27 protein-coding genes are annotated in these 25,191 nt (G+C 64.4%); 20 read left to right on the top strand and 7 right to left on the bottom strand.

The window, feature by feature from the left end:
• Window positions 1–22: 22 nt before the first annotated feature.
• The 12 genes from ASE49_RS15305 to ASE49_RS15360 all read left to right on the top strand — a co-directional run bounded on the left by ASE49_RS15305 (window position 23) and on the right by ASE49_RS15360 (window position 10,172).
• Complete coding sequence (locus tag ASE49_RS15305; protein WP_056774411.1) at window positions 23–2,440, top strand: hypothetical protein; 2,418 nt, start codon at window positions 23–25, stop codon at window positions 2,438–2,440.
• 26 nt (window positions 2,441–2,466) lie between these two features.
• Window positions 2,467–3,075: a flagellar basal body-associated FliL family protein gene (locus ASE49_RS15310; RefSeq protein ID WP_056774414.1), complete on the top strand. Its 609-nt coding sequence runs from the start codon at window positions 2,467–2,469 to the stop codon at window positions 3,073–3,075.
• Window positions 3,072–3,962 (top strand): flagellar motor switch protein FliM, encoded by an 891-nt coding sequence (locus ASE49_RS15315; RefSeq protein ID WP_056774417.1) that lies wholly within the window; start codon window positions 3,072–3,074, stop codon window positions 3,960–3,962. The genes ASE49_RS15310 and ASE49_RS15315 overlap by 4 nt, the downstream gene beginning before the upstream one ends.
• 19 nt (window positions 3,963–3,981) lie before the next feature.
• Window positions 3,982–4,284 (top strand): flagellar motor switch protein FliN, encoded by a 303-nt coding sequence (gene fliN, locus ASE49_RS15320; RefSeq protein ID WP_056774420.1) that lies wholly within the window; start codon window positions 3,982–3,984, stop codon window positions 4,282–4,284.
• Window positions 4,284–4,562, top strand: a complete 279-nt coding sequence (locus ASE49_RS15325; protein ID WP_056774422.1) for a flagellar biosynthetic protein FliO — start codon at window positions 4,284–4,286, stop codon at window positions 4,560–4,562. Before fliN ends, ASE49_RS15325 begins: the two co-directional genes overlap by 1 nt.
• On the top strand, window positions 4,559–5,338 hold the full coding sequence (gene fliP / locus ASE49_RS15330; protein WP_056774424.1) for a flagellar type III secretion system pore protein FliP: 780 nt from the start codon (window positions 4,559–4,561) through the stop codon (window positions 5,336–5,338). The genes ASE49_RS15325 and fliP overlap by 4 nt, the downstream gene beginning before the upstream one ends.
• 12 nt (window positions 5,339–5,350) lie before the next feature.
• Window positions 5,351–5,641, top strand: coding sequence for a flagellar biosynthesis protein FliQ (gene fliQ, locus ASE49_RS15335; RefSeq protein ID WP_056774427.1), 291 nt, complete (start codon window positions 5,351–5,353; stop codon window positions 5,639–5,641).
• A gap of 5 nt (window positions 5,642–5,646) precedes the next feature.
• Window positions 5,647–6,417 carry a flagellar biosynthetic protein FliR gene (gene fliR / locus ASE49_RS15340; RefSeq protein WP_200922070.1) on the top strand — a complete coding sequence of 257 codons (771 nt, stop codon included), beginning with the start codon at window positions 5,647–5,649 and terminating at the stop codon, window positions 6,415–6,417.
• Window positions 6,414–7,553, top strand: a complete 1,140-nt coding sequence (locus ASE49_RS15345) for an EscU/YscU/HrcU family type III secretion system export apparatus switch protein (RefSeq protein WP_056774432.1) — start codon at window positions 6,414–6,416, stop codon at window positions 7,551–7,553. The genes fliR and ASE49_RS15345 overlap by 4 nt, the downstream gene beginning before the upstream one ends.
• Before the next feature lie 43 nt (window positions 7,554–7,596).
• Window positions 7,597–9,036, top strand: a complete 1,440-nt coding sequence (gene fliD / locus ASE49_RS15350; protein ID WP_056774434.1) for a flagellar filament capping protein FliD — start codon at window positions 7,597–7,599, stop codon at window positions 9,034–9,036.
• 1 nt (window position 9,037) lies between these two features.
• Complete coding sequence (locus ASE49_RS15355; RefSeq protein WP_056774437.1) at window positions 9,038–9,421, top strand: flagellar protein FliS; 384 nt, start codon at window positions 9,038–9,040, stop codon at window positions 9,419–9,421.
• Window positions 9,422–9,569: 148 nt separating this feature from the next.
• Window positions 9,570–10,172, top strand: coding sequence for a response regulator transcription factor (locus ASE49_RS15360; RefSeq protein WP_056774441.1), 603 nt, complete (start codon window positions 9,570–9,572; stop codon window positions 10,170–10,172).
• A gap of 201 nt (window positions 10,173–10,373) precedes the next feature.
• On the opposite strand, the gene ASE49_RS15365 is transcribed toward ASE49_RS15360, so the two are convergent.
• The 5 genes from ASE49_RS15365 to lptB form a co-directional block, all read right to left on the bottom strand.
• Window positions 10,374–10,817, bottom strand: a complete 444-nt coding sequence (locus ASE49_RS15365) for a hypothetical protein (protein WP_056774444.1) — start codon at window positions 10,815–10,817, stop codon at window positions 10,374–10,376.
• 61 nt (window positions 10,818–10,878) lie between these two features.
• The gene (locus tag ASE49_RS15370) at window positions 10,879–12,078 is read right to left on the bottom strand and encodes a pyridoxal phosphate-dependent aminotransferase (RefSeq protein ID WP_056774446.1); all 1,200 of its coding nucleotides are present in this window, start codon (window positions 12,076–12,078) and stop codon (window positions 10,879–10,881) included.
• A gap of 110 nt (window positions 12,079–12,188) precedes the next feature.
• Complete coding sequence (locus ASE49_RS15375) at window positions 12,189–12,854, bottom strand: hypothetical protein (protein WP_156370339.1); 666 nt, start codon at window positions 12,852–12,854, stop codon at window positions 12,189–12,191.
• Window positions 12,855–13,268: 414 nt separating this feature from the next.
• A complete protein-coding gene (gene rpoN / locus ASE49_RS15380; protein WP_056774451.1) occupies window positions 13,269–14,771 on the bottom strand; it encodes an RNA polymerase factor sigma-54 in 1,503 nt (500 codons plus the stop codon).
• 26 nt (window positions 14,772–14,797) lie between these two features.
• Complete coding sequence (lptB, locus tag ASE49_RS15385; RefSeq protein ID WP_056774453.1) at window positions 14,798–15,583, bottom strand: LPS export ABC transporter ATP-binding protein; 786 nt, start codon at window positions 15,581–15,583, stop codon at window positions 14,798–14,800.
• Between the two features lie 166 nt (window positions 15,584–15,749).
• Between lptB and ASE49_RS15390 the strand changes: the two genes are divergently transcribed.
• The 7 genes from ASE49_RS15390 to ASE49_RS18350 all read left to right on the top strand — a co-directional run bounded on the left by ASE49_RS15390 (window position 15,750) and on the right by ASE49_RS18350 (window position 23,777).
• Entirely contained in the window at window positions 15,750–16,127 is a 378-nt protein-coding gene (locus ASE49_RS15390) for a hypothetical protein (protein WP_056774456.1), read from the top strand.
• A gap of 200 nt (window positions 16,128–16,327) precedes the next feature.
• Window positions 16,328–17,599 (top strand): hypothetical protein, encoded by a 1,272-nt coding sequence (locus tag ASE49_RS15395; RefSeq protein ID WP_156370340.1) that lies wholly within the window; start codon window positions 16,328–16,330, stop codon window positions 17,597–17,599.
• Between the two features lie 519 nt (window positions 17,600–18,118).
• The gene (locus ASE49_RS15405; protein ID WP_156370341.1) at window positions 18,119–18,772 is read left to right on the top strand and encodes a hypothetical protein; all 654 of its coding nucleotides are present in this window, start codon (window positions 18,119–18,121) and stop codon (window positions 18,770–18,772) included.
• Window positions 18,773–18,818: 46 nt separating this feature from the next.
• On the top strand, window positions 18,819–19,367 hold the full coding sequence (locus ASE49_RS15410; protein WP_056774465.1) for a hypothetical protein: 549 nt from the start codon (window positions 18,819–18,821) through the stop codon (window positions 19,365–19,367).
• A complete protein-coding gene (locus ASE49_RS15415; RefSeq protein ID WP_056774468.1) occupies window positions 19,364–21,787 on the top strand; it encodes a nucleoside triphosphate pyrophosphohydrolase in 2,424 nt (807 codons plus the stop codon). Before ASE49_RS15410 ends, ASE49_RS15415 begins: the two co-directional genes overlap by 4 nt.
• Before the next feature lie 329 nt (window positions 21,788–22,116).
• Entirely contained in the window at window positions 22,117–23,463 is a 1,347-nt protein-coding gene (locus ASE49_RS15420; protein WP_056774471.1) for a TldD/PmbA family protein, read from the top strand.
• 140 nt (window positions 23,464–23,603) lie between these two features.
• Entirely contained in the window at window positions 23,604–23,777 is a 174-nt protein-coding gene (locus ASE49_RS18350) for a hypothetical protein (RefSeq protein ID WP_156370342.1), read from the top strand.
• 243 nt (window positions 23,778–24,020) lie between these two features.
• Here ASE49_RS18350 and ASE49_RS15425 read toward each other — a convergent pair whose 3' ends face one another.
• Window positions 24,021–24,236: a hypothetical protein gene (locus ASE49_RS15425; protein ID WP_056774473.1), complete on the bottom strand. Its 216-nt coding sequence runs from the start codon at window positions 24,234–24,236 to the stop codon at window positions 24,021–24,023.
• Window positions 24,233–24,775: a recombinase family protein gene (locus tag ASE49_RS15430; RefSeq protein WP_056774537.1), complete on the bottom strand. Its 543-nt coding sequence runs from the start codon at window positions 24,773–24,775 to the stop codon at window positions 24,233–24,235. The genes ASE49_RS15425 and ASE49_RS15430 overlap by 4 nt, the downstream gene beginning before the upstream one ends.
• 214 nt (window positions 24,776–24,989) lie before the next feature.
• Between ASE49_RS15430 and ASE49_RS15435 the strand changes: the two genes are divergently transcribed.
• Window positions 24,990–25,191 (top strand): hypothetical protein (locus ASE49_RS15435; protein ID WP_056774475.1); only part of this gene is annotated, 202 nt, incomplete at its 3' end.

Consider the following 25,191-nt stretch of genomic DNA (forward strand, 5'->3'; position numbering starts at 1 on the left):
CCATTCAGGACGACCTTTACCAATGATACAGACCACCCCCGCCCCGGTTGCCGCCGCCATGGTACTGAACGCGGGTGCCGACATTTCGGGGCTCAACGGTGGAGCAGACTTCGCGGCGCTGGTGGGCGCGCTGCCTCCAGTCGCTGCGCCTGCCTCCACTGCGAGTGTCGAAGCTCAAGCTGAAGCGCCCGCCGCGCCGCTGCCGCTCGACCTGACCGGGATAATCAAGGGCACGCAGGACGGCTTGTCAGCGCTGGCACTGCAGGCAGGAGCGGCGCTGGCGGTCACCCCACCGGTTGCCGCAAACATCCTGGAGCCAGCGCTGACGCCCAGGCCAATCCCGCAGCCTGTGCCACCCCCATCACTACCCCCTGCCGCCGGCCCGGCGCCGATTGCACCGCCATCAGACCCCTCATTCACGCCGGTCCCCACGCCGCGCGGCACGCCGGGCCTGCCCGACGCCGAGGCGCAAATGGAAACGGCATTGCACCCGGTCGTGCCGGGCGCAGCAGTGCGGCCTGAAGCGCCTTCGCCAGAGTCTGCGAGCATCCGCGTGCCCGGCGGCAGCGGCGGCAAGGTGGCCGGCAAGATCCTGCCGGACCCGGAAGAACCGCGCCAGTCTGCTCCCGACGCCGTCGTCCATCCCGAAACGCAAACACCCGCCGTGCCCACGAGCGCGGACCCGGCACCGGCCACCACGCTGGCAAACGCCATTGCAGGCACGACCGATCGCCTCGTCGCTGAACCGGTAAGCGTTCCGCAGGTTGCCGCAGCGCCGCCCGTCGCGGCAGCGACGCCTGTGGCCAGCGCGCCCGACCCGACGGTAGCAACAGCACTGCCACGCGTCTTGGCCAGCACGCAGATGCCGCGCCCGTCCGCCCATGCTGCTATACAGTTCGAAGCCATCGAGATGGTTGCCGCGCCCCCCGCTGACCACAGCGCAGGAGGATCACTAGAGGCATCGCATCCGCCCCCTATCGCAAGGCGCCCCGAGAGCGCACCCGACGCGGTGACAAAGACGGTGACGATGCCCGTGACGCCAGTTGCTGCTTCGGCTGCTGACACCGCGCCGCCGCATGTCCGCAATGCAGCCGTAACGCCAGGAGATGCCACACCAGCGTCCACACCCCGCTCCGAGATGACTATCGCGCCGCGCCCGTTAACCCCTCCCGCCGAACGCGCAGAGGCCGCGTTGCCGGCCCAGCCGAACGTCGCACCGACGCCCGCGCTGACGAGAGCGCAACCGACCATGCCAGACGTTCCTTCGGCCACGCAGCCCGCGCCCACGCCCACGCCCGGATTGGTGCCACCGGTTACGGCGCCCATCAGCAACGCTGCCATGCGCGCCGCGAACCTCTCGCCCGCTATCGAATCCGCCGCGCCGGTCCCGCAGCAGCCGCAGCGCATAGCAGCAATGCCGGACGTCTTGCCCGCCGCTCCCGCCCCTGAGGCAAGCTTGCCCGCGGGCGATCCAGCGGAATCGACGTCCGCTGAGGCTCCCCCCCCACACCTGCTCCAACCGGCTCAAGCGCTGGCGGACGCCGCGCCTGCGAAGCCGCTAATTACAGCAGCACGGCTGCGTCAGCCAGCGCGAAGCGATAACATCGCGCCGCCGGTCGATGACTTGCCTGTGCCAGCGCACTCCGCACCTTTGCCGGCGCAAGCCCCTGCCCAGACTGAAAGCGCGCCACGCGAAACCCCCATGCGCGCCGAGCCCACCTCGCCCCGCGCGCTGGATGCCGCGCCGCAACCGACTATGCCACACACCCGGGCACCGCGCGCAATCCAGATGGAGGCCGCCGCGCCCGGACCCGGCACCCGCGACGATGCCCCTCCTCCAAAAGCCGCATCGTCGCAGCCGACCGTGACCGCGCCCACGCGAAGTCCAGACGCTTTCACCGTAAATGCAGCGCCAACCCCAGCGCCCGCGCTTACAACGCCGCCATCGCCAAGCCCCGCGCCGCAGGACTTCGACACGCTCGTCTCCCGCCTTGCCGACGCGCGCGAGCAGGCCACGCCGCATGTCGTGCGCACCGCTTTCGAGCATGCCGAGTTCGGCCGCGTGGCCATGCAAGTGCAGCATGACGGCGCTGGGCTTTCCGTCACCCTCGCCAGTCAGGACCCGGAGTTTGCCGGGGCCGTCCAGGCGGCCGCAGCCACCGTGGCGACCAGCTCGTTCGGCAATGGTTCGCCCCAGCCGGGGGACTCGCAGCGCCAAGATCCAGCGCCGGGCCAGTATCAGGGTTCGGGCAACGCCGGTGCGCCGTCCGGCAGCCCCACGGGTGCGGGCAGCGGGCAGGGACAGCCGTCACGCGGGGATGCCACCGGCCAGCAGCCCCGGCGTGAGGGCGGCACGTTTTCCGGCCGGCAGGACCAGCCGCAGGGCGGCGCGCCCCGCCACCCCAAAGCACCGCGCCCCAGCGGCGACGTCTACGCCTGAGCCAGTTCAACAGGGACACCGAATAGATGAGCGACAAACCGGCCAAGACGGATGGCGGCGATGAAGACACGCCGAAAAAGAAGAAAGGCAAGCTGGGCCTAATCCTGATTGCAGTGGCGATGCTGGTGATCGGCGGCGGGGCAGTTTTCGGGCTGATGGCGGCGGGCATCATCGGCGGTCATGGCGACACTGCGAAGAAGAAGGATGAAGGCCCGCAGCTGGTGCGCAAGGGCGCGGTCGATCCCTACGCCCCGCCCGCCAAGGAGGGTGAGGGGGAAGGCGGCGCAGAAGCGCCGGAAAGCGAAGCCGGCGATCCGTATCGCACCGCCTACTACAGCTTTTCCGATGATTTCACGTCCAACCTCAAGGACAGCGACGCGATGATCCAGGCCAGCATCGCCTGCTCCACCCGGCGCGACGGGCGCGTGCTGCAATGGCTGGCTAAGCACGAGCTGGCGATCCGTTCCAAGCTGCTGGAGATCCTGGCCGACACGCCCGAAGACGATGTGACCACGATCGCCGGCAAGGACCGCCTGAACCGGCGCATGACCGCCGCGATCAACCAGGTGCTGATCAGCAAGGAAGGCTTCGGCGGCGTAGATGCGGTCTATTTTCGCAGCTTTATCATCCAATGACTGGTCCCACGCTTTCCCCGCCCCGCCCCGCCGCGCACTGCGCCGAACTGCTGGGCGCTGGCCCCTCCATCGCCGATATGGTGCGCCCGCTCACCCAGCTGGGCGAAAAGCTGGCGCGCGCCCTGCCCGCCCTGCTGGCCCGCGTGACCGCAAGCGACCCGCCGGTGGTGCGCATCGGCATTCCCGAACACGGGACGCTGGACGGGCTGGCGCAAAGCGCAGAGGCCTTGGCGGCCCACGCGTTGATGGGCCTTGGCCCGCGCCGCCTGCCGTTGGTGGCAAGTTTTGAGGCGGCTCCCGTACTGCGCCTGCTGGATCGCACGTTCGGCGGACGCGGCGTGGTGCCCCATCCGCTGCCAAGCGCCTTTCCACTGTCAGCGGAACTGCTGCTGGCGCGGATCGAGGACGCCATCGCGACAGCATTGAGCGCCGGGCTGGGCGGTGATGAAACGCACCGGGTCCATCCGCTGCGGCGGGACACCAGCCTCACCCGGCTGGCTCCGTTCCGCCCCACCGAGCCGCTGCTGCGCCTGGTGCTGGACGTGGAGGAGGCGGACGCCGAGGCGTGGTCGCTCGCGCTGGTCCTGCCGCTGTCCACGCTGGAAGGCGCGCTGGTGGTGCCGCGACGCAAGCGCCGCGCCCCGTCCGCCGCCCCGCGCCCCGGCATAGCCGACGAGCCGTTCACCTCGCTCCCGCTCGAAGTGACGGCGGTGCTGGTGGACATGGCGCTGCCGTTTTCGCGCCTGTCCGCGCTGCGCCCCGGCGATGTGCTGCCGGTAACGGTGGCGCGCGCGGTGCCGCTCAAGGTCGATGGCCGCACTATCGCGGTGGGCACTGTCGGCGAAGTCGAGGACCGAGTTGCGGTCCAGGTCCAGAACGCATTCTGATCGAGGAACACGAACAGTCATGAGTATCCATTCCCGCGGCCTCGATTTTCTGCGCGACGTCGATGTACGGCTTTCAGTGGAGTTGGGGCGCACCCAGATGAAGCTGAAGGACGTGTTGGCGCTGGGGCCCGAAAGCCTCGTCATGCTCGATCGCATGACCGACGATCTGCTCGATGTGCTGGTGAACGGCAAGCCGATCGCCAAGGGCGAAGTCGTCTCGCACAACGGCCGCTTCGGCCTGCGCATCGTCGAAATGCTGGGGGTTGAGGAAACCGCCCCGCCGCAGGACGCGATGGGCCTGCCCGGCGAAGGGGAGGCGTGATGGCGTGGTATCTGTTCAAGCTGCTGATCCTGCTGCCGCTGATCGCGGCCATGGTGTGGGGCTGCCTGAAGCTGGCCAAGGTTGTGCAGGTGCGCACCGGCGTGGGCGCGGGATCGAAATCGATCCGCGTGGTGGAAACGACGATGCTGTCTCCCACCCTGAAGCTGGCGGTGATCGAATTTCACGGACGCGAAATCCTCGTTTCCGCATCGCGGCAGGGGCTGACCCGGCTGGCCGAGGCCCCGGCCCGGCGACGCGCGGTGGAGGACGGGGAATGAGGGTCGCGCGCCGCGCCGCGCTTTTCGCCACCCTGCCGATGACGGTGCTCCCGCTCGTCGCGCACGCCCAGGCCGCAGCGCCGGCGCCCACCGCCATTCCCGGCGCGCTGGACCGTGCGTTCGGTTCGCTGGGCGGCACGGACGGGCCGGGCATGACGATGTCGTTGCAGCTGCTCCTGATCATGGGGCTGCTGACGATCCTGCCCAGCCTGATCCTGATGATGACCAGCTTCACCCGCATCCTGGTGGTGCTCTCGATCCTGCGCCAGGCGATCGGCCTGCAGCAATCGCCGCCCAATCAGGTGTTGATCGGGCTGTCGATGTTCCTGTCGCTGTTTGTGATGGCACCCACGCTGGAGGAAGCTAACCGCACCGCGATCGCACCCTATGCGGCCGGCACCATCAATGCCGAGGCGGCGATCCAGAACGGTGGGCGCGCGTTTCACGGTTTCATGATCCACCAGACGCGTGAGCGCGATCTGATGATGTTCGCCAGCATCGCCAAGGCGCCGCGCTTTGCCAAAAGCGCGGACGTGCCATTCTCGATCCTGCTGCCGGCCTTCGTCACCAGCGAACTCAAGACCGCGTTCCAGATCGGCTTCATGCTGTTCCTGCCGTTCCTGGTGATCGACCTTGTCGTCTCGTCGGTGCTGATGAGCCTTGGCATGATGATGATGAGCCCCACCATCGTCTCGCTGCCCTTCAAGCTGCTGCTGTTCGTGATGGTCGATGGCTGGGCGCTGCTGATGGGCTCGCTGGCGTCGAGCTTCGGATGAGGAGCGCGGACCGTGGATGACATCGGCGCTCTGCTCGCGCTGGCGGACCGGATGCTGTGGGTGACCGCGCTGGTGGCCGCGCCGGTGCTGCTGGCCTCGCTTGCGGTGGGTCTGGTCATCGGCATCGTGCAGGCCGCCACCTCGGTGAACGAACAGACCCTCACCTTCGTGCCGAAGCTGGCGGTGATCGCACTGGTGCTGGTATTGCTGGGCAGTTCGATGATGACGCTGGTGGCCGATTTCACGCAGGAGATCTTCGACCAGATCGCCCATACCGGCGAGACCACGCAGGTGCCTTCTTGAACGGTATGGACTTCGGCTACGGCGCGCTGGAGGGGGAGTTCTGGCGGCTGGTCTTCGTGATGACCCGCATCGGCGCGGCGCTGGTGGCAGCACCCCTGTTCGGCGCGGTCAGCGTGCCGGCGCAGGTGCGGGTGATGGTGGCGGGCGCGGTGGCGGTGATGGTTTGCGCGTGGACCCCGGTGCAGGCGCCCGCGAACCTCATGTCGCTGGCCGGCATCCTGGCGGTGATGGGCGAAGTGCTGGTGGGGCTGACCCTGGGCTTCGTGCTGCAATTCTCGTTCGCCGCGCCGATCATCGCCGCCGAAGTGATCGGCGGGGGCATGGGGATGAACATGGCCGTGGCGGTGGACCCTTCCGCTGGCACCCAGTCCCCGGCGATCGGGCAATATTTCATGGTGGTGCTGACGCTGGTGTTCCTGGCGCTGGGCGCGCACCTGCAATGGTTCGCGCTGGTCGTGCGCAGCTACGACGTGTTTGCGCCGGGTCATACATGGCTGGGGCCGGAACGCTTCGCACTTGTGGCCGGGTTCGCAGCCCAGATGTTCCTCACCGCCGTTGCCATCGCCCTGCCGGTTACGCTGGTGCTGCTGGTGGTACAGATCGTGGCGGGCGTGCTCAGCCGTTCCGCCCCCGCGCTCAACCTGTTTTCGCTGGGGATGCCGATGGGGGTGCTGGGCGGGCTGGCCGCGCTGCTGATATCCGCGCCAGTGCTGACGGATCTGGTCACGCGCTTGTCCGCCGAAGCGCTGGATCATGCCCGCCAGGTGCTGCAATGAGCGAACAGGAAGGCGAAAAGAGCTTTGCCCCGTCCGAAAAGCGCAAGGCGGATGCGGCCAAGCGCGGCGATGTCATCCGCCCCCGCGAACTGGCGATCGCCGCTTCGATGGCCTGCGGTGCGGCGTGGCTGCTGCTGGCCGGGCCCTGGCTGCTGGACATCTGCACCCGCCTGCTGCGCGCCGGCTTCACCTTCGACCGCGCAGCCCTGGACGATTTCCGCCCGGGCACCATGCTGGCCGGCGCGCTGGTCTCCGCACTGCCGCCGGTGGCCGTGCTGGGCCTTGCGGTGATGGCGATATCGCTGGTCTCGCAACTGGGCTTTGGCAGCGGGCGCTGGCTGCCGGGGAACCTTGCGCCCAAGGGTTCGCGGGTGAACCCGCTGGCGGGGCTGAAACGGGTGTTCGGCCCCTCTGGCTGGATCGAGATGGCGAAGGGCCTGGCCAAGGTAGCGCTGTTGAGCGTGATCGCATGGGGCTGGGGCCGCGGGCGGATCGACGCGTTTGCCCGGCTCGGCGGCGGTGACGTCGTGGGCCAGTTGTCCTGGGCATGGAACACCATCGTCATGCTGCTGTTCTGGTTGGCGGTCGGGCTGTTCGTGATCGCGATGGCCGATCTGCCGATCCAGATCGTGCGCCGCACCGTGCGTCTCAAAATGACACTGCAGGACGTGCGTGACGAGGCCAAGGAGGCCGAGGGCGCGCCCGAAAAGAAAGCGATGATCAAGGACCGTCAGCGCAAGATCGCTATGGGTGGGCTGGTACCGGCCATGAAGCAGGCGCAATTCGTCATTACCAATCCCACGCACTTTGCCGTCGCCCTGTCGTACGACCCGGCCAAGGCGTCCGCCCCGATCGTGGTGGCGAAGGGCCGCGCGGAAAAAGCCGAGGCGATGCGCGCCCTGGCGGCGGAAAACGCGCTACCGGTGCTGCACTATCCCGCCCTTGCACGCTCGGTGTTCTACACAACGCGCGAACGCCAGGCCATCCGCGAGGAGCACTACGTAGCGGTTGCCGCGCTGCTCGCTTTCGTGCTGGCCCTGAAACGCGGCGAACAGCGCAGCGCCCCGCAAGTTTCCGTGCCCGTGACCGTGCGCTTCGATGCCGACGGACGGCTCGATCCCGCCTCGGTTGTATGAGCGCGCATCTTAAAAGAGCGCGGGCATCACCGTTCTGCATAGCATGGTAACCAGCACCTCCTCCACTACGGCCCCGGCCACCACCACCACATCATTGGTGACCGCGCTTGGCGGGGGCAGCGGGGTTGATATGACCGCGCTGGCCAACAACCTCGCCAATGCCCAGTTCGCCGCGCGCAACGATCGACTTGCGGCGCGCGCGGACAAGCTGGACGCGCAGATCTCCGCCGCCTCCAATATCAAGTCGCTAATGCTGGGGCTCGATACCTCGCTGGGCGCGCTGGTCCGCTCGGGCAGCCTGGCGCGCACGCCCACGCTGGCAAACCCCGCCGTCGCCACCGCATCGCTTTCCGGCAGCAGCCAGCCCGCCGGCACGTTTTCGCTGGAGGTGACCCGGCTGGCGAGCGGGCAGCAACTGGCGGGCACGCCTTTCGCGGCCACCACCAGCACCGTGGGCAACACCGCTGTGCCCGGCGTCATGACGCTCAGGTTCGGGACCGTTTCAGGCAGCACGTTCGCACCGGACACGGCCCACGCCGCGGTGGACGTGACCATTCCGCAAAACGCTGCGCTCGCCGATGTGGCAAGCGCCATCAACGGCGCGAAAGCCGGCGTTACCGCTTACGTCACCACCACCGTCGATGGCGCGCAGCTCGTGCTGAAAGGTGCCGATGGGGCGGCCAACGGCTTCGTGCTGGAAACCGGCGACCCCACCCTTGCCGCCCTCGCATGGTCACCGGGCGGCACATCGGGGCAGTTGCTCAACACCGCCAGCGACGCCGCCTTCAAGGTTGACGGGCTGGCGATGAGCGCACCGTCCAACGCCGTCACCGATGCGATCCCCGGCGTGAAGCTGCAGCTGGCGGCCACTAACGCAGGCGCCCCCACCACCGTCCGCTTTTCCGACCCCTCCAGCGCCATCACCACCTCGATGCAGGATTTCGTGGATGCTTTGAACGAGGTGACCTCGGCGCTCAACGCGGCGACCGCGCTGGGCGGCGATCTGGCCAACGATCCCGGCGCGCGCGCCCTCAAGCGCTCGCTGGCGGGCTTGGGCGGCACCACCGTGATGCCCAATGCCACCGGCGCGGCCAAGACGCTAGCCGACCTTGGCCTCAAGATCCAGCGTGATGGCACGTTCGCGCTGGATGCCGAGCGCTTGTCCGCCACCACCACCGCCGATCCCGATGGCGTGGCGGCGATGTTCACCAACGGCGTGCACGGCGTGTTTGCCACCGTGGACCGGATCTACCGCGCCGCTACGTCCGCTTCGGATGCGTATTCGCTGGGCAACTCCATCACCGGCTACACCAAGAAGAAAACCAGCATCGCCACTGAAAAGACCGACCTTGCCGAGCAGCAGGAAAAGCTGCGCGCGCGCCTGGTGGCGCAATACACCGCATCGGAAACGCGCATCGGCGCCAGCAAGTCCACCCTGGCGATGCTGACCAACCAGATCGCGCAATGGAACAAGAGCAGCTGACATGCTGATGCAAAGTTCCCCCCAGGAAGCCTACCGCCGCGTCGATTTCGATGCGCGGGTCAGCGGCGCCGGCCCGGCCGAACTGGTCCACTTGTGCTACGAACACCTGACCAGTGCCTTGGGCACTGCCGTCCACGCGCAGCGCCGGGGCGATAATTGCCTGAAAAGCCGCTCGATGACCCGGGCATTGACTGCCATCACCGCGCTGCAGATGGGCGTGGCCGGCGCCGATGGCCCCAATGCCGGCATGGCAGCGGCGCTTAGCCAGCTGTACGAGGGCGCGCGGCGCACAATCCTTGACAATGCGCTGGACTTCGATGGCGATGTGATCCTGGCCCTGCGCGCTGATTTCGCCGAAATCGGCCAGGCGCTGATGGCGGGATAACGCCGTTTCGGTGTTTACGTAAGGCGACAAACAGGCGCTGTTGCCGCCCTGCCCTCGTACTTACCTCGATATCGGAGCAGGTCTCGCGCGACGAGCGGCGATGACTTGCGAATAACCCCCTAAGGGACAAGCCTAGGGGAAATCGGCCGTGGACATCATCTCGAACCTGATCCTGATCGATACCGACATGCGCCGCCGCGCTGCCATCAGCCATGCACTATCCGCAGGCGGCATCCACGTCGAACCGTTTGAGAACGTCACCGAACTGGCAGCGTCCTGGCCGCGCTCGGGCGTGGTGCTGATCCACGACGAGGCCGGCACGATCGACGCCTTGATAGACAGCATGGCTCATCACGGGGAATGGTTTCCGATCATCGCCTTTAGTGAACAGCCGTCTCCCCAGCGCATCGTCCAGGCGATCCTGGATGGCGCGATCGACTATATCGCCTGGCCGATCGAACCTGCGCTGCTGACCAAAGGCCTGGCCGATGCGATCGCCCGCGCCGAAGGGCTGGGCAATGCCAAGCTGCGCGAAGTGATGGCCCGCGCCCGCGTGGATCGCCTGACCCGGCGCGAACGCGAAGTGCTCGGCGGGGTCGCCAGCGGGTTGTCCAACCGCCTGATCGGCGAAAAGCTGTCGATCAGCCCGCGCACGGTGGAAATTCACCGCGCCAACATGCTCAACAAGCTGGGCGCCAATCACACCTCGGACGCGATCCGGATCGCAATCGAGGCGGCGCTGGTGAATTGACCTTAGGGGTAAACCCGGTGCAGCCGATCAGCCGCCCGTTAACGCTGCGGCGGCTATACACGGTGCGTCGGCCGGGGCATACCCGTTGCCACGGGCCGGCATTCGATGGCCGCAGGTGCGCGGCAACGGGCCCGGTTAGCCCCTCCTCTGGCCGGGCCCGCTTTGGCGCTTCACCTCAGCGCCAGTGGCCCGCGCCACGCATCAATGCAGCCGCGCGGCGCTGCCCTGGACCGCCGCCACGGCACCCACATGCCCGCCTTCAAGCCGGCCCAGCACGGTCTCCACATGCGCCGCCAGCAGCGCCAGCGCCAGCGTGGGGCCTTGTGCGGTCACATCGTCCCCTGCGCCCACGGGGGCAATGCTGGCCAGACACACGTTGCCGCTGCCGCGTGACAGCATGAAGCAGCTCTCGCGCCCCACGATCGCGATCGCCGCCGCCACCGCCGCGCCGCCGTCCAGCATCGTTTCGAGCATGGCCATGTCCAGCGGGCCCGAAGCGTCCGGTCCGCTGCCGCCCAGCAGGCGCATCGCATCGCGCACCCGGTCTCCCTCTTCGCACGCGGCGCTGCCCGCGCAATCGTTCAGGAAGGCGTGAAGCTGCTGCACGCGCGCACGCGTGGCGGGGTCCGATACGGTGCCGGTCATGTCTTTTTTGTTCTTTCGCGAGTCCGAAGAGAGCGCGAAGATCCCCAACCCGGCCTGATCGTCAATACGCAGTTGCCGCAGCGTTATCGGGCCGTCCCGGATTGTGACAGACCGCTGGCGCTTCCCCGTTGCCGCCTGCAGCATGGAACCAGGGCACCATGCGTTCGATCGCATCCTCTATTTCAGGGGTGGAGGCAGCGAAGCTGAAGCGGATGAAGCGGTGCCCGTCCACGGGATCGAAATCCACCCCCGGCGCGGTGGCGACGCCGGTGTCGGCCAGCAGCTTGCGGCAAAACGCCAGGCTGTCGTCCGTCAGATGTCCGATGTCGGCCCAGATGTAGAACGCACCATCAGGCGGAGCGATGCGCTGCAGGCCCAGGCGCGGCAGCGCGGCCAGCAGCAGTTCGCGGTTGCACGCGTACGTGTGCAGGTGCCCTTCCAGTTCGGCGCGCGCATCGAACGCCACCAGCCCGGCATGCTGGGCGATGACCGGCGGGGTGAGGAACAGGTTGGCGATCCGGGCTCGCGCCGCATCGATCAGCCGGGGCGGCACCACCAGCCAGCCCAGCCGCCACCCGGCCATGCTGAACCACTTGGAAAAGCTGTTCACCACCAGCGCATCGGGCAGGTGCTGCAACAGCGACTGCGCCGGATCGCCATAGGTCAGCCCGTGGTAGATCTCGTCGGAGATCACCGCGATACCCTTGCGTGCGCAGACCGCAGCGATCGCCGCCAGTTCCTCGGACGCGATCAGGGTGCCGGTGGGGTTGGCCGGGCTCGCCACGATCAGGCCATCGGGGGCCGGGTCCATCGCGTCGATCGCGGCGGCGGTAATCTGATAACGCTGCGCCGGGCCGCACGGCAGTTCCACCGGCTCGATGTAGAGCGTGCGCATCGCGTTGCGATAGGCGACATAGCCGGGGCGGGCCAGCGCCACCCGCGCGCCGGGCCGGAACAGGCACGACAGCGCCAGCACGAACGCGGGCGACGCCCCGCAGGTCAGCAACACCTGATCGGGCGACACCGCCACGCCATAGGCCTCATCATAATGGCGGGCGATCCGCGCGCACAAGGCGGGGCTTTCCCAATAGCCCCCGGCCTCGGCATCGAGCGCGGCGTGCGCCGCCGCAATCGCCGCCGCCGGCGCGCCGGTGGACGGCTGGCCATACTCCAGATGAATGACACTACGCCCCTGCGCCGCCAACTCATAAGCAAGGCGACCGATGGTGGTGGCGTGAAAAGGCTCGACGTGCGCGATCATGGGCTGGTGGTAAGCTGCGGGAGGGCGCGATGCAATGAGGGGGTGGGGGGCGTTGCTGCGATTCAAGAGCATAGCTCAGACTTCAAGAGATTGGGGCAACGGGATTATGTTCAAAGCACGCTTATATCATGGCCCAGCACCATGGCGGCGTAGAGGAAATCTCGAACGTTCCGGTGCTCTCGTGAGAAATAGCTCAAGATCGGCAACGCTTGCCATGGAAGGATATCACCGCCCCACGGGTGAATCGGTAGTAGGCCCATATTCCAACCATAACTGAATGGGTTCGGTAGAAGGTCTTCGTAAGGTGCGCTAACGCAGTGCAACAGCACCTGACCGATTTCTATTGTAGTTACGAGTGTATTGGGCTCGGTCTGAATTTGGGGAGACTGAAATTGCGACCTAACGGCGAGGACTCTATTGCAATAGGATATCTCTGGAACACCTGAAATTCGGCCAATCCACACGGTCCATTTCGGTGGGACACCCTGATTTTTAAAGAAGTACTGACGGTCTTGAGTCGTAACTCCGCAGGTATCCTGACTCATAGCAATTACCGTAGCTGTAACAGCCGTCCACAAAGCTATCCGGTTGGCGTCGATTACATTCATGTCATGCCATTCCCCTTTGATAAGCGGGGTAAGCGTGGGGATGACATCGTCCTGGATTCTTTTCATCCACCCGGAGTTGCAACGCTTGCAAACGCGAGAGTAGGTCTGATTGCCAAGATTGCCTTGTTTAAACTTTACCGTCTCTTTCACTAAATCGGTCGGCGACATATTGGAAGCAAGGCGGATCGACCGGTGCTCATGATAGTCGGTCGTCCTGGGGATGACATGACGAACCCAATTCGCGACTAGGTGTTCACCACTGCGATTTCCCACTCCTCCGCAGAAAATGCATTTTCGAGGTGGCGGATTGGCCATAACATATACCGAAAAAGTGGCACGAAAACGACGTTCTGCAACGTGAGCTCGACCCGTAGAGGCTGAGCAATTCACAAGGCAAAGCAAAGCCTAGCAACCCAACTCGAATAAAGTCTTGATCAGAATCTCGTTTCCGACGCTCTCCAACCTCGGAGAAAAGCTAGAGAGATTACCATTCCGCCGCTAGCGCAACCACCTGTCGGTCATCCAGCGCACGGTAGGCGTCTAGCAAACCTCGCATCGAGTGACGATCACCCACCCCCCCCTTCACCGCACCCCCGCCAGCGCCTTCTGCCTTCGGCGTTGCACAGAACTCCCCAGGCCGATCGCCTCGCGGTATTTGGCGACGGTGCGGCGGGCGAGTTCGAAGCCTTTGGTCTTGAGCAGGTCCACCAGCGTGTCGTCCGACAAGATGGCCTTGGGGTCTTCGGCGTCGATCAATTGGCGGATGGCGGCTTTCACCGCTTCGGCGGAGGCGCCGCCCTCCCCGTCCGCCGAGGCGACGCCCGAGCCGAAGAAGAACTTCAGCTCGAAGGTGCCGCGCGCGCAGTGCAGGAACTTGTTGGAGGTGACGCGGCTGACGGTGGATTCGTGCATGCCGATGGCCTCGGCCACGGTACGCAGAGTGAGCGGGCGCAAGTGCGCCACGCCGCCGCGAAAGAAGCCGTCCTGCCGCTTCACCAGTTCGGTGGCCACCTTGAGGATGGTTTTCTGCCGCTGGTCCAGCGCCTTGATCAGCCAGTTGGCATCGGCCAGCCTGTCCGCCAGCCAGGCGCGCGATGCCTTGTCGTCGCACCCGCCCTTGAGCTCGACGTAATAGCCGCGGTTGACGATCAGGCGCGGCAGCGTGGCCTGGTTAAGCGCGATGCCCCAGCTGCCGTCAGCCTGCTGGGTCACCAGCACGTCGGGCGTCACCGCCGCGCTGGGCTCGCCGCCAAAGCGCAAGCCGGGCTTGGGATCATAACCGCGCAGTTCGGCCAGCATGTCGGCGAAATCCTCGTCGTCCACCCCGCACATGCGCTTCAGCCGCGCCAGTTCGCCGCGCGCCAGCAGATCGAGGTTGGCGATCATCCGGGCCATTGCCGGATCGTAGCGGTCCGCCTCACGCGCCTGCAGGGCGATGCACTCCGACAGCGTGCGTGCACCAACGCCGGTGGGGTCCAGCGACTGCACGAGGTCAAGCGCGCGCGCCGCTTCGCCGGGGTCGAGGGCAAGGTCTGCGGCGATCTCGTCCAGCGCGACGGTCAGATAGCCCGCATCGTCCAGCTGACCGATGATGTAGCGCGCCACGGCAGCGGTGCGTGCATCGCGCGCCGCCGCGCCCACTTGCGCCTCCAGGTGTTCGGCGAGCGTGTGGCCCAGGCTTGCGCGCTCGTCGATGCCGGGACCGTCTTCGGTCGCGCCGATGCGCACGTCCGCGCCCCAGGCGGTGTCACCCGGCCCCGCCCCGTCGCCGGTGTCGCGATCCCGGTCGAGCGCGGTGGTGTCGATATCGAGCGGGCGGTCATCGGCGGCGTGACCTTCGCCGATCAGACGGTCCACCCCGGAGGTTTCCAGCGCCGTGGCGCGCACCGGTTCGCCCTGCTCCGGGGTTTGCGAGGGCGCGGCGGGCGTGCCGATATCGAGCAGCGGATTGGCGTCCAGCGCCTCGCCGATGAAGGTTTCGATTTCCAGGTTTGACAGCGCCAGCAGCTTGATCGCCTGCTGCAGCTGCGGCGTCATCACCAGCGACTGGCTTTGCCTGAGGTCCAGCCGTGGCCCCAGCGCCATCCCTCAACCCTCCCGGAAGCGCGGCCTCACAACGTGAAACCTTCGCCCAGGTAAAGCCGGCGCACGTTTTCGTCCGCCACCAGCGCTTCGGGGCTGCCCGCGAACAGCACCTGCCCGCCATAGATGATGCAGGCGCGATCGACGATATCGAGCGTTTCGCGCACGTTATGGTCAGTAATCAGCACGCCGATGCCGCGCGTTTTGAGATCGCGCACCAGATCGCGGATATCCGAGATCGACAGCGGATCGATGCCCGCGAACGGTTCGTCCAGCAGCATGATAGAGGGCTTGGCGGCCAGCGCGCGGGCGATTTCGCAGCGGCGCCGTTCACCACCGGACAGCGCCATCGCCGGGCTGGTGCGCAGGCGGGTGAGGCCGAATTCATCGAGCAGGCGATCCAGCTCGGCCTGCCGCTTGTCCCGGTCCGGCTGGTTGAGTTCGAGCACCGCGCCGATGTTCTGTTCCACGGTCATCCCGCGAAAGATCGAGGTTTCCTGCGGCAGATAGCCCAGCCCCAGGATCGCGCGGCGATACATGGGCAGGCGGGTGACGTCCACGCCGTCCATCAGGATACGGCCGGAATCGGGCCGCACCAGCCCCATGATCGAGTAGAAGCACGTGGTCTTGCCCGCGCCGTTGGGGCCCAGCAGCCCCAGCACTTCGCCCTTGGCCACGGACAGCGAAATGTCGGTCAGCACCGCTCGCTTGTCATAGCTTTTGGCGATCGAAATCACCTCAAGCCCGCCATTTTCGGCGAGCAGCGCGGAATCGGTGGCGGCGAACGCCTGCGAGGGAGCGGAACCGGCTGTCATCGCGGCGGGCTTAACGCACGCACGGCCCCCACCGCAAGCCGGCATTTCCGCTTAGGGATGCCGACTGGCAGGTTTCGTGCATGAGGGGCAACAACGCGCCGCGATCTTGCAGTCCGGCCCGATCAGTGATGTAGTTGGCTAACGGGCAACGCGCTGGGGGGCTGGCATGGACGAAACGACACGCGAACACGCCGATCCGGGCGCGGTGCCGGCGGCGGACTGGCGGCGCAGGATGAGCGATCACATCGCCTACGCGCTGTTGGTGTACACCGCGCTGCAGATCTTCCTGACGGTAGGCGCGCTCAAATCGCATGGCGGATCGCTGCTGCCGTATTTCGCGCTGATCGTGCTGGTCCTCGCGATCATCCCCGCCTGCCGCCGGTTCGAGGCGCGCTGGAAGCGGCTGGACGACGCACAGGCGCACGACCCCGCCCTAACCCCACGCTACCGCCGCGACAGGGCGGCGCTATGGCTGCTGGCGATCGGCCTGCCGCTGGCGCTGACGGGGCTGTTTCATGGGCTGGCATGGGTGTTTGGGGGTTGAGGGGTTTGAGTTCAGCAAAGGCGAGGTTTACGGCAGATTGCTGGCATTACGCCGGGAATGACGCGACGACGGCATTGCGCCCATATCAGCCATTCGTTCAACTGGTTGGCGCTCCCCTAAGCCGCCGTTTGTTCAGAAAGCCTCAGCCTCCATTCGCCGAGGCGGGTTGGCGCCGCGCTTCGTTTCGGCAACCGGTCCGGTTGGATCATCGCTTCTCGCCTGTTAATCCGATGCGCTGGAACTGGATGGAGGGGATGCAAATGCGAGTTATTTTGCTCGGAGCGGGGGCTTCGAAAAGCTACGATCAAAGCCCCACAGGGCAGCGCATGCCGATCGCTCGCGACTTCTTCGACATATTTGATAAGCTCGATCTTTCGACAAATCTCTGGGTGCTGATCGGCTCCATCATCGTCTTTTTGGAAGATGATTTGGGCATGGGGTCGGGAAGCGCATTCGACTACCTCCGCTCGGGCATCGACATCGAGGACCTCCATTCACAGATTGAGGCCGCGCGCGATACGCAACTCAAGAGCAATGGCTTGGTTGCCGCGATGACGCCATACAAGGCATTCAACGAACTGCTTTTCCTGTTTGCAGCGGTCATCAACGACATTCAGAACGGCCCGCCGTCGCAGGCCCATATGAAACTAGTGGACGGCCTAAATTCCGACGATGTGCTTATCACCTTCAATTGGGACACACTCCTCGACCGGGCTCTCGCAGAACGGACGACATGGCGACCAGATTGGGGTTATGGCGTTACGCCAAACGCCATGTTCAACGACGGATGGCACCCGCCGGTGACAACGAACAAGGACAGCAAGACAGGAAATCTGCTGCTGAAATTGCACGGCTCGACAAATTGGCTGACGGCCTATTCGGTTACCGATGGGCATGGAACGATCGTGTCGGGCCAAGATCTCGACCCGAGCGCCTTCGGCATTTTCGAGCGAGCATCCGGGCCTTACGCCTGTTTCAAGGGTCGGTACATGCCGGGCTACCAGCCTTGGGCCTACGGCTATTACCCGCCTAATCTGAATTTCCCCGGACGAGCGCCGCCTGACGGCTATACCATCGTAGGCGTGACACCCAACTTCCCCTGGACGAAGCCCGGCCGCGCCCCGGATGCGGGTCTCCCTTCGATGCCGCTCATCATTCCTCCGGTGAAGAACAAGAGCTACGAATTCTTCGGCGACCTGTTCAAAACACTTTGGTCCCGAGCGGAGGACGCGCTCGCGGCGGCGGACGAAATAGTGATTATCGGATACTCTTTTCCCAAGACCGATATCCAGAGCGACAAGCTTTTTCACCGCGCCTTTTCGCGCCGCGCGACCATTCCGAAGATCACGATCGTCGATCCCAACCCGGCCCCTGTAGCGGACAGGATGACCAGAGACCTCGGCATCCCAGATTCGCATCTGAAAGTCATTGCCGAGTATTTCACAGCGAATTTTAATCTCGATGCACTTTAATCTTGCACTGCCGACCAGAGCTGAAGATTGGTAAACGGTCCATTGGGCTATAAACATTCGCGACGGCGAAAGTCCGCTTCTTTCAACGTGGCCCAAAAAAACAGACTGACCGGAACCGGCCAGAGGGCGCTTGGCTGGTTGCGGCGTGAGATGCCAAGCGGCTTTGCGCCCATCCAAGCTGTTTGGCGGCGGCATTGCCGCACCTAGAAACGGACAGTCAGATTGCGAATGGGCTGCCACATTATGGTTATTCATGTTGCAGGGATGGAACGGCGGCTGCCGGCAAGAGTGGATCCCCACTTTTGTAGGAATTGCAGGGGAGGGTACCGTGCCGCCGCTGGCGGGGCAGGCGCCTAGACGTTGGACGAGGCGCGGGCGCGCCGACGCCGCCTCCGCTGCCCACAAACTTCGAATTGTTGACCAAAAAGATATCCAGATGTTGTAATTTCGGGCTTCGTTAGCCAAGGTGTGATGCGTCCCACTCAACCATGGGTATGATAGGATCGTTTTGAGGTGATAATGACTTTGGGTGTTGAGATGGCCAGCGGCAAACAGCGGTTTGCGGCGCTGCTCGGCGGTCGCGGAAGCGCGATTTACGATAGGCCGTTGCTTGAAACCAAAGACTGGATCGTAGCACCCACCCTCGGCGCAATCGTGCCAGGTTGGCTCCTGATCATTCCGCGCCGCGCAGCACCCAATTGCCGCGAATGGTCCACATCATCAGGGATGTCGCCCCTTGGCGCAGTGAAAGAGGTTGCGGGGCACTTGGGTCTCTCGATGGACGAGGTAATCTGGTTCGAACATGGTCCGGCGTCCATGGGCACCCCGGTAGGATGTGGCCTAGATTATGCTCATCTGCACATGATTATACGCCCTCGGTTCAATTTCGCTGATTTCGCGGCCGGTGCACGTGCTCAGGCTGATCTTATCTGGAGCGAGTGCGAGGCAACCGACGCCTATGCGCGGTCTGGCACCAGGTCGTTTTACATTGCGGGCTCAGGTGATGTGGCGATAGTTGCTAAAGATGTAGAAGCGGGGGGCTCACAGTTCTTCCGCAGGATAGCAGCTTCGCTTATCGGCAATGGCGAAGTTTGGAATTATCGCCACCACCCTCACACCGAGAACATCGAAGGCACTATCGAGATGTTCCGCCATCTCGAAAGCGCTGGATGACGTGGCTGAAGGCGAACCGCCCCTTACGACGGAGCATCCAGCGCCCATGAAGCCCGCCGTCGGCGTGCCCGCCGACTATACCGATGGCCGGCGACCCTGGCAGTGGGAGTCAAAGTATCCTCCCGAGGCTCGACGTGAAACGAACTTCGAAACCTGCGCGCTCATTACGATGCTGATAGTTTCAATGCTCGGCGCGGGATTTTGCCTTGGGCTGGCGGATCAGAATGTGGCGATATTGCTGGGTGGTGCCAAGCTTACTATTAGCTTTCGTCTTTTGGCAATTTTCTTTACAGGGTCCGTTGGCGGGGTCACGTTTTCGATCAAATGGCTCATCCATTCCGTCGCCAAGGGTAAATGGCACCTTGATCGGCGATATTGGCGTTTGATGACGCCTGCGATCGGGGGAGCATATGCCTGTGTGGTGATGACGCTCTTCGCATCAGGCGTTTTCGCCTCGCAGACAGCAACTACGCCAGCGGCGGGCATTGCTCCTACCGCGGCACTGGCTTTTCTAGTCGGGTATTTTTCGGACGGGGTGAGCGGACTGCTTTCGAATATTGCGAATGCCGTGTTTGGTACCCTGGAAAAGAAGTGAACAACATTATCCTGTCCGATGCTTACCCGTGCATCGATTGGGCGGACGTTCACCAACTCAGCGCTACTTTTGGCGTGAAGGGCGCTAGTTCGCTAGCGATACCAAGAGCCTGGACACCTCCTTTCGCGCTGATTCCCGCTGCCTTGGCTTCCACTGCTGCGGACACGGATGGATGGCTCGACAAGATTCTTCTCACGAAGCTAGGCGAGATCGCGGGGCCCCAAAAGCGGCTTCTGATCCGTTCTAGCGTTGTGGGGGAGAGTATCTGGGATAGAGGCACTTTCGAAACCTGCGGGCTGGAGGTCGACGATGACTCGACCATCTTCGGTGGGCAATTGGTAGAGGCAATCGGCAAAGTCCTGGCATCAACGGGTGGGCGAGAGACGGGTGTTATGATTCATCGCCATATTCGCCCGACGGCCCAAGGCGAGTTTGGCAATCTTCAACGCATTTCCAAGACCCGGGATCATTGGGAAATTGCCGTCCGAGAGGCGGATGGCCTGACCCTGCGCCAGCGAGTGAACAGCCAGCGCGACCAGGCTAAGGAACCCGAGGCCCCGCTCGCCATCCGCTCTGGTCTAGCCCGTGAGCGGTTGTTCGGGGGCATCGGAGCTTGGCTAAACAACGAACTTCTACGAGGGCGTTCGCAACGTCTGAATTGCGAATGGATCACCGACAATAATGCTTACTATCTCGTCCAGATCGACGAGGAGGATGAGGACCTTTCGGGCGTGAACCCCTTTCAGGTTCGCATTCCACCAGCTGTTCGGCCAGCGGCGAATAGCGGCGCTTACTTCCGCTTGGCGGAAGGGGAAGCACTGCGCGCTTGGGATAAACTCGAAGTTCTTGAGCAATTGTGGGAGCCCGATGCGTTCCACAAGCCCACATTGTTCTATGCTCCTTTAAGCGCCTTGCCTACGCGCCTGACGCAATCGGTGGAGAAGAGACTTGAAAATGATTTTCGGACGCTAATTGGTAAATCGGGCATTGTTGTGCGCACTAGCGTCTCTGCTGGTGCAAACAAGATCACCAACTTGCCCCGGTCGGAGTGCCTAGATCCTATTACGGCAGCGCGATGGGTCATAAAGCACGCCCGGGAACTACGGCGGGCAAACCCAGATACGCAGTTTGCTTTCGTCGCGCATCGCTTTGTAGCCTCAAGAAGCAGTGCGTGGGCGCGGGCGGAACCCGCTAGCCCAGTCGTCGAGATTAATTCGCTCTGGGGGCTACCCGACGCGTTGCAATATTGTCCCTACGATATTTGGGAAGTCCACGTGCCTACAGGGCATGCCACCGACTATCCTGAATACAAGTCAGACATGCTCATTTCACAACCAGACGGGGGGTGGGAATATGTGCGCGTCAAGAATGAGCTTGCGCGGAGCAACAGCATTCTATCCGCTGAGGCGAAGGACATTGCTTTACGATCTGCCCAAATCGCCGAACGTCTTGGACGCGCCTGCCATATAATGTGGTTCGTTGGCTGCTTGGATACGGACGGCACCACGTTTAATGTGCCTTGGTACTGGACCGAAGCTCACGATGCAGATCACGATCCCGCTAAGAACCCTGACCGGAACAGCTATCGAGTCTTTACCGTAAGCGATCGGAGAACGCTTCAGCAGTTCGTCAGTTGGAAAGGCCCACGAACGAAGCAGGCGCTCGCTCTGCGGCCTAATGACTTGAATCTCATGCGCGATAATTCCTTTATCGAGGCCGTCGGAGCGGCTGCGCATACTGCGCAGGTCCCAATCATTCTGTCCGGCTCGACGTTAGCCCACGCGTTTTACCAGCTGCGCAAAATCGGATGCTCGGTCGTCACTCCAACAGAGAAAGACCATTCCCGTGTTCGCCGCGCGGCTAATTTGGGCAAGCTGGTCCGCGACAAAATTCCTAATCGGATTGCTCAGCGGCACGAAATGCAGATAGCACGACAGATTTCCGGCAACATAAGGAAAGGCTTTTTGATCAGCAAACTCATCGAGGAAGCCCTTGAGGTGCGTGAAGCGTCGAACGATGCCCAGACGCGTGAGGAGTTAGCTGACCTCTTTGAAGTATTCCGCGCCATCGCCAAGGCGGAGGGCGTATCGCTCGAGGCAGTAGAACAGGCAGCGGACGAAAAAAAGCGCAAGGCTGGCGGATTTGAGGAGGGCCATATCCTGTTGCAGACCGGGATCACAGGCTCTGATCGCAATGTGCTCGCCGACTGGGAGCGCGGAATTGGAGAGGTTCTATCGGGTCGATCGGCAGAAGATGTTGCGGAAGTTCCCTTCTCCTTTTTCGGCTTCATGGAAATGGACCATCCCCATTCAATATATTTCGATCAGCTAGGAATACGTCTAGACATCGTACTCAGGGCAGATCGTCTCGAATTGCGGTTAACGCCAGGGCCGCAGCAACTCGGCCTCCCGCTCCACTAGAGCGTCAGCTATCCCACACCCGGCTTCCAACCGGACATCCTCCTAGTGGCGGAGCGGCCATCACGCGCGCATGGGGGAACGAATTGGGTTGGTCGGCAGCCGACGCTAAAATGAGCGTCGGCTATCCCCGCAACTTAGCCCCGGACCAGACGGTCTCCTACCGGCCATAAATGCCGCCCCCCCCCCTCGCCAACGCCCCCTATCGCCGCATCCGCACCTCAGACCCTCTTCACATTCAAGCCCTCCAAATCCGCAACTCCCGTTTGCCCTGTGCGGGCATGGCGACTAGGGCGGGGCCGACATCGTGTCCTATCGGGAGTTTACAGGTCATGCTCAGCCCGGATGAGGCGCGCGCGCGCGCGGTGGATCTTGTGGCGCGTGCGCGCAGCGCTGGTGCCGATACTGCCGATGCGGTCTATGGTGCCAGTGCGTCCGAAGGGATCCAGATCCGGCTGGGCAAGCTGGAGGACGTGGAACGCTCCGAAACCCAGCATATCGCGCTGCGCGTGTTCGTGGGCAAGCGCTCTGCCAGCATCGGCTCGTCCGACCTCAGCCTTGCCGCGCTGGACGAACTGGCCGCGCGCGCGATCGACATGGCCCGCGCCGCGCCGGAAGACGCGTTCGCGGGCCTCGCCCCGGACGAACTGCTCAGCCATGGTGACTGGCCCGCGCTGGACTTCCTCGACGCGCACGAGCCCGCGCCCGCGACCTTGCGCGCCATGGCCGAGGAGGCCGAGGACGCCGCGCGCGCGGTGGCGGGCATCACCAATTCCGATGGCGCCACCGCCAGCGCCGGGCACGGGGTGTTCGCGCTGGCGACCAGCCACGGCTTTTCGGGCGCCTATGGTTCCACCAACCGCGCGATCAGCGCCTCGGTGGTGGGCGGCACGGGGGCTGACAAGCAGCGCGACAACGCGTGGCGCTCTGCCCACCATCACGCCGACCTGCCGTCTCCCGCCCAGATCGGCCGCGAGGCGGGCGAGCGCACCGTGGCGAAGCTGGGCGCCGGCAAGCTCAAGAGCGGCGCGCTGCCGGTGGTGTTCGATCCGCGCGTGTCGGGCTCGCTGGTCGGCCACCTGCTGGGCGCGATTTCGGGCAGCGCCATCGCCCGGCGCTCCAGCTTCCTGCTCGACAAACTGGGCGAACAGCTGTTTGCGCCCGGCCTCGTCATCACCGACGATCCGCATGTTGCGCGCGGCCTGCGGTCCCGCCCATTCGATGCCGAGGGCCTGCCCACGGCGCGGCGCAATCTGGTGGAGGACGGGCGGCTGACCGGCTGGCTGATGGAATCCGCCTCCGCCCGCCAGCTTGGCCTTGCGCCCACCGGCCATGCCGCCCGCAGCGGCGGCGGCGCACCCGGCGTATCGGCCAGCAACGTGCACCTTGCCGCCGGCACGCTGTCGCCTGCCGAACTGATGGCCGACATCAAGGACGGGGTCTACGTCACCGAACTGATCGGCCAGGGCGTAAACGGCGTGACGGGAGACTATAGCCGCGGCGCGGCGGGTTTCCGCATCGTCGACGGGCAACTGGCCGAGCCGGTGGCCGAGTTCACGATCGCCGGGCACCTGCTGCGCATGTTCGCCGCGATGGTGCCGGCAAATGACCTGGAATGGTACCGCGCAGTCAATGTCCCCACAGTGCGGGTGGACGGCATGACGGTAGCCGGGGACTGACGACTGGAGCGGGCGAAGGGAAATCAGCCGTGGCACCATCGTGAGGCGCGCCGACGACTACCTGAGCGCGGTCTCGCAAGCGTGCGGTGATGGTCTGTATGGTGGCTGGGGCCTCGTCAGTTAGGTCGAGGGGATGGTCCATGGATGACGCTTTCAAGGACGGTTGCGGTGACGATCATGGCGACGACTCGTGCCCGATCTGTCGGGGTGAAGACCTCGACCCGGACTTCCTTGCATGGGTCGAACAGGCGGCGGCTCAGCCGGGTCGTGCGATGACCGCTAAGGAAGCGATCGAGTGGATCAACAGCCTCTGACGGCTTCACGCCTGCTGGGGAGCACCACGACGAGCGATCTCCCACTGATGCCCGCAGGCGAGGCATTTATTCCGCTTCGCTGATGCCGGGNCCGCCCGTCGTACAGGGCGCGCCCGGTGAGATCTGTCGGGGTGAAGACCTCGACCCGGACTTCCTTGCATGGGTCGAACAGGCGGCGGCTCAGCCGGGTCGTGCGATGACCGCTAAGGAAGCGATCGAGTGGATCAACAGCCTCTGACGGCTTCACGCCTGCTGGGGAGCACCACGACGAGCGATCTCCCACTGATGCCCGCAGGCGAGGCATTGCCGGTCAGGCGCACCGATCTCCTGCATGCACCCGCCCAGCACGGCGTCGCCTCGCTCGACCTGCTCAATGAGGTCGGAACCGGGCATGCCGTAGCTGATGTCGATGCCGCGCTTCTCCTTGCAGGCGGGGCAGACGAACATCCTGACGGTCACGCAGCGAGCGCCCGGTAGACGCTGGCGCGACCGATGTTCATCGTCTTGGCGATCTGGGCGGCACCCATGCCGGTGCCGTGAAGCTCCTTCACGCGGGCGGGGTCGATGCTGGCGGGACGACCGCGATACTTGCCCGCAGCCTTGGCCTTCATCACCCCTTCCATCTGGCGTTCGCGCCGGATGTCATTCTCGAACATCGCGACCGCACCGAGCACGGCGAGCATCAGGCGTCCGGTGCTGGTGTCGGTATCGACCCCGCTCTGATTGAGGCAGCGGAACGCCACCCCCTTGGCGGTCAGGCACTCAATGATCCGGTGAAGATCGCCGACGCTTCGAGCCAATCTGTCGAGCCGGGTGACGACGAGCGTGTCTCCTTCGCGCACGAAGTCGAGGGCGAGGGCCAGTTGCTCACGCTGGTTGGTCGAGCGTCCCGACATCTTCTCGCTAAACACCTTCTCGCATCCGGCTTGGGCGAGTGCTTCGTGCTGGATGTCGAGGCACTGCCCCGAACTCGAAACCCGACCATAACCCACCAGCATCGGCATCTCCGTCTCGTTTGATCCTTAGATGTAGCCTCTCACAAGTCTCRRATTTGTCGAACTTATTCGAATGAGACGGGAATCCGGGGGGCGTGRGACTCYCCATGTGATTTTGCCCTATCGAGGCGGCGAGGCACCCGGCAACGCACTCATTTCGCTTCAGAAAATCGCAAACCCATGAGAGCGTCGATCTTCCATCACAAGGGAGGCGAGCATGGCGCGAACGACGATCCGGGATCAGCGCGGTTTTATCATCGGCCACATCGAGGACATGACGCAGGGGCGTCAGCGCGCGTTCAACTTTGCGGGGCGCATCCTCGGCACCTATGAGCCCACCACTGGCAAGACCGTCGATGACGCCTTCCGCATCATCGGCACCGGCAATCAACTCATGGGCCTCATCGAACGGGCGCGGT

This window comes from Novosphingobium sp. Leaf2 (assembly GCF_001421325.1).
Lineage (GTDB): Bacteria > Pseudomonadota > Alphaproteobacteria > Sphingomonadales > Sphingomonadaceae > Novosphingobium.

Bases quoted from the DNA above. Each gene is read 5' to 3' on its own strand.
- ASE49_RS15370 (WP_056774446.1), bottom strand. From the start codon at position 12,078: ATGATCGCGCACGTCGAGCCTTTTCACGCCACCACCATCGGTCGCCTT.
- ASE49_RS15365 (WP_056774444.1), bottom strand. From the start codon at position 10,817: ATGACCGGCACCGTATCGGACCCCGCCACGCGTGCGCGCGTGCAGCAG.
- fliD (WP_056774434.1), top strand. From the start codon at position 7,597: ATGGTAACCAGCACCTCCTCCACTACGGCCCCGGCCACCACCACCACA.
- ASE49_RS15305 (WP_056774411.1), top strand. From the start codon at position 23: ATGATACAGACCACCCCCGCCCCGGTTGCCGCCGCCATGGTACTGAAC.
- fliN (WP_056774420.1), top strand. From the start codon at position 3,982: ATGAGTATCCATTCCCGCGGCCTCGATTTTCTGCGCGACGTCGATGTA.
- ASE49_RS15310 (WP_056774414.1), top strand. From the start codon at position 2,467: ATGAGCGACAAACCGGCCAAGACGGATGGCGGCGATGAAGACACGCCG.
- ASE49_RS15430 (WP_056774537.1), bottom strand. From the start codon at position 24,775: ATGCTGGTGGGTTATGGTCGGGTTTCGAGTTCGGGGCAGTGCCTCGAC.
- ASE49_RS15410 (WP_056774465.1), top strand. From the start codon at position 18,819: ATGAAGCCCGCCGTCGGCGTGCCCGCCGACTATACCGATGGCCGGCGA.
- lptB (WP_056774453.1), bottom strand. From the start codon at position 15,583: ATGACAGCCGGTTCCGCTCCCTCGCAGGCGTTCGCCGCCACCGATTCC.
- rpoN (WP_056774451.1), bottom strand. From the start codon at position 14,771: ATGGCGCTGGGGCCACGGCTGGACCTCAGGCAAAGCCAGTCGCTGGTG.
- ASE49_RS15325 (WP_056774422.1), top strand. From the start codon at position 4,284: ATGGCGTGGTATCTGTTCAAGCTGCTGATCCTGCTGCCGCTGATCGCG.
- ASE49_RS15390 (WP_056774456.1), top strand. From the start codon at position 15,750: ATGGACGAAACGACACGCGAACACGCCGATCCGGGCGCGGTGCCGGCG.
- ASE49_RS15345 (WP_056774432.1), top strand. From the start codon at position 6,414: ATGAGCGAACAGGAAGGCGAAAAGAGCTTTGCCCCGTCCGAAAAGCGC.
- ASE49_RS15405 (WP_156370341.1), top strand. From the start codon at position 18,119: ATGACTTTGGGTGTTGAGATGGCCAGCGGCAAACAGCGGTTTGCGGCG.
- fliR (WP_200922070.1), top strand. From the start codon at position 5,647: ATGGACTTCGGCTACGGCGCGCTGGAGGGGGAGTTCTGGCGGCTGGTC.
- ASE49_RS15355 (WP_056774437.1), top strand. From the start codon at position 9,038: ATGCTGATGCAAAGTTCCCCCCAGGAAGCCTACCGCCGCGTCGATTTC.
- ASE49_RS18350 (WP_156370342.1), top strand. From the start codon at position 23,604: ATGGATGACGCTTTCAAGGACGGTTGCGGTGACGATCATGGCGACGAC.
- fliP (WP_056774424.1), top strand. From the start codon at position 4,559: ATGAGGGTCGCGCGCCGCGCCGCGCTTTTCGCCACCCTGCCGATGACG.
- ASE49_RS15420 (WP_056774471.1), top strand. From the start codon at position 22,117: ATGCTCAGCCCGGATGAGGCGCGCGCGCGCGCGGTGGATCTTGTGGCG.
- ASE49_RS15315 (WP_056774417.1), top strand. From the start codon at position 3,072: ATGACTGGTCCCACGCTTTCCCCGCCCCGCCCCGCCGCGCACTGCGCC.
- ASE49_RS15375 (WP_156370339.1), bottom strand. From the start codon at position 12,854: ATGTCGCCGACCGATTTAGTGAAAGAGACGGTAAAGTTTAAACAAGGC.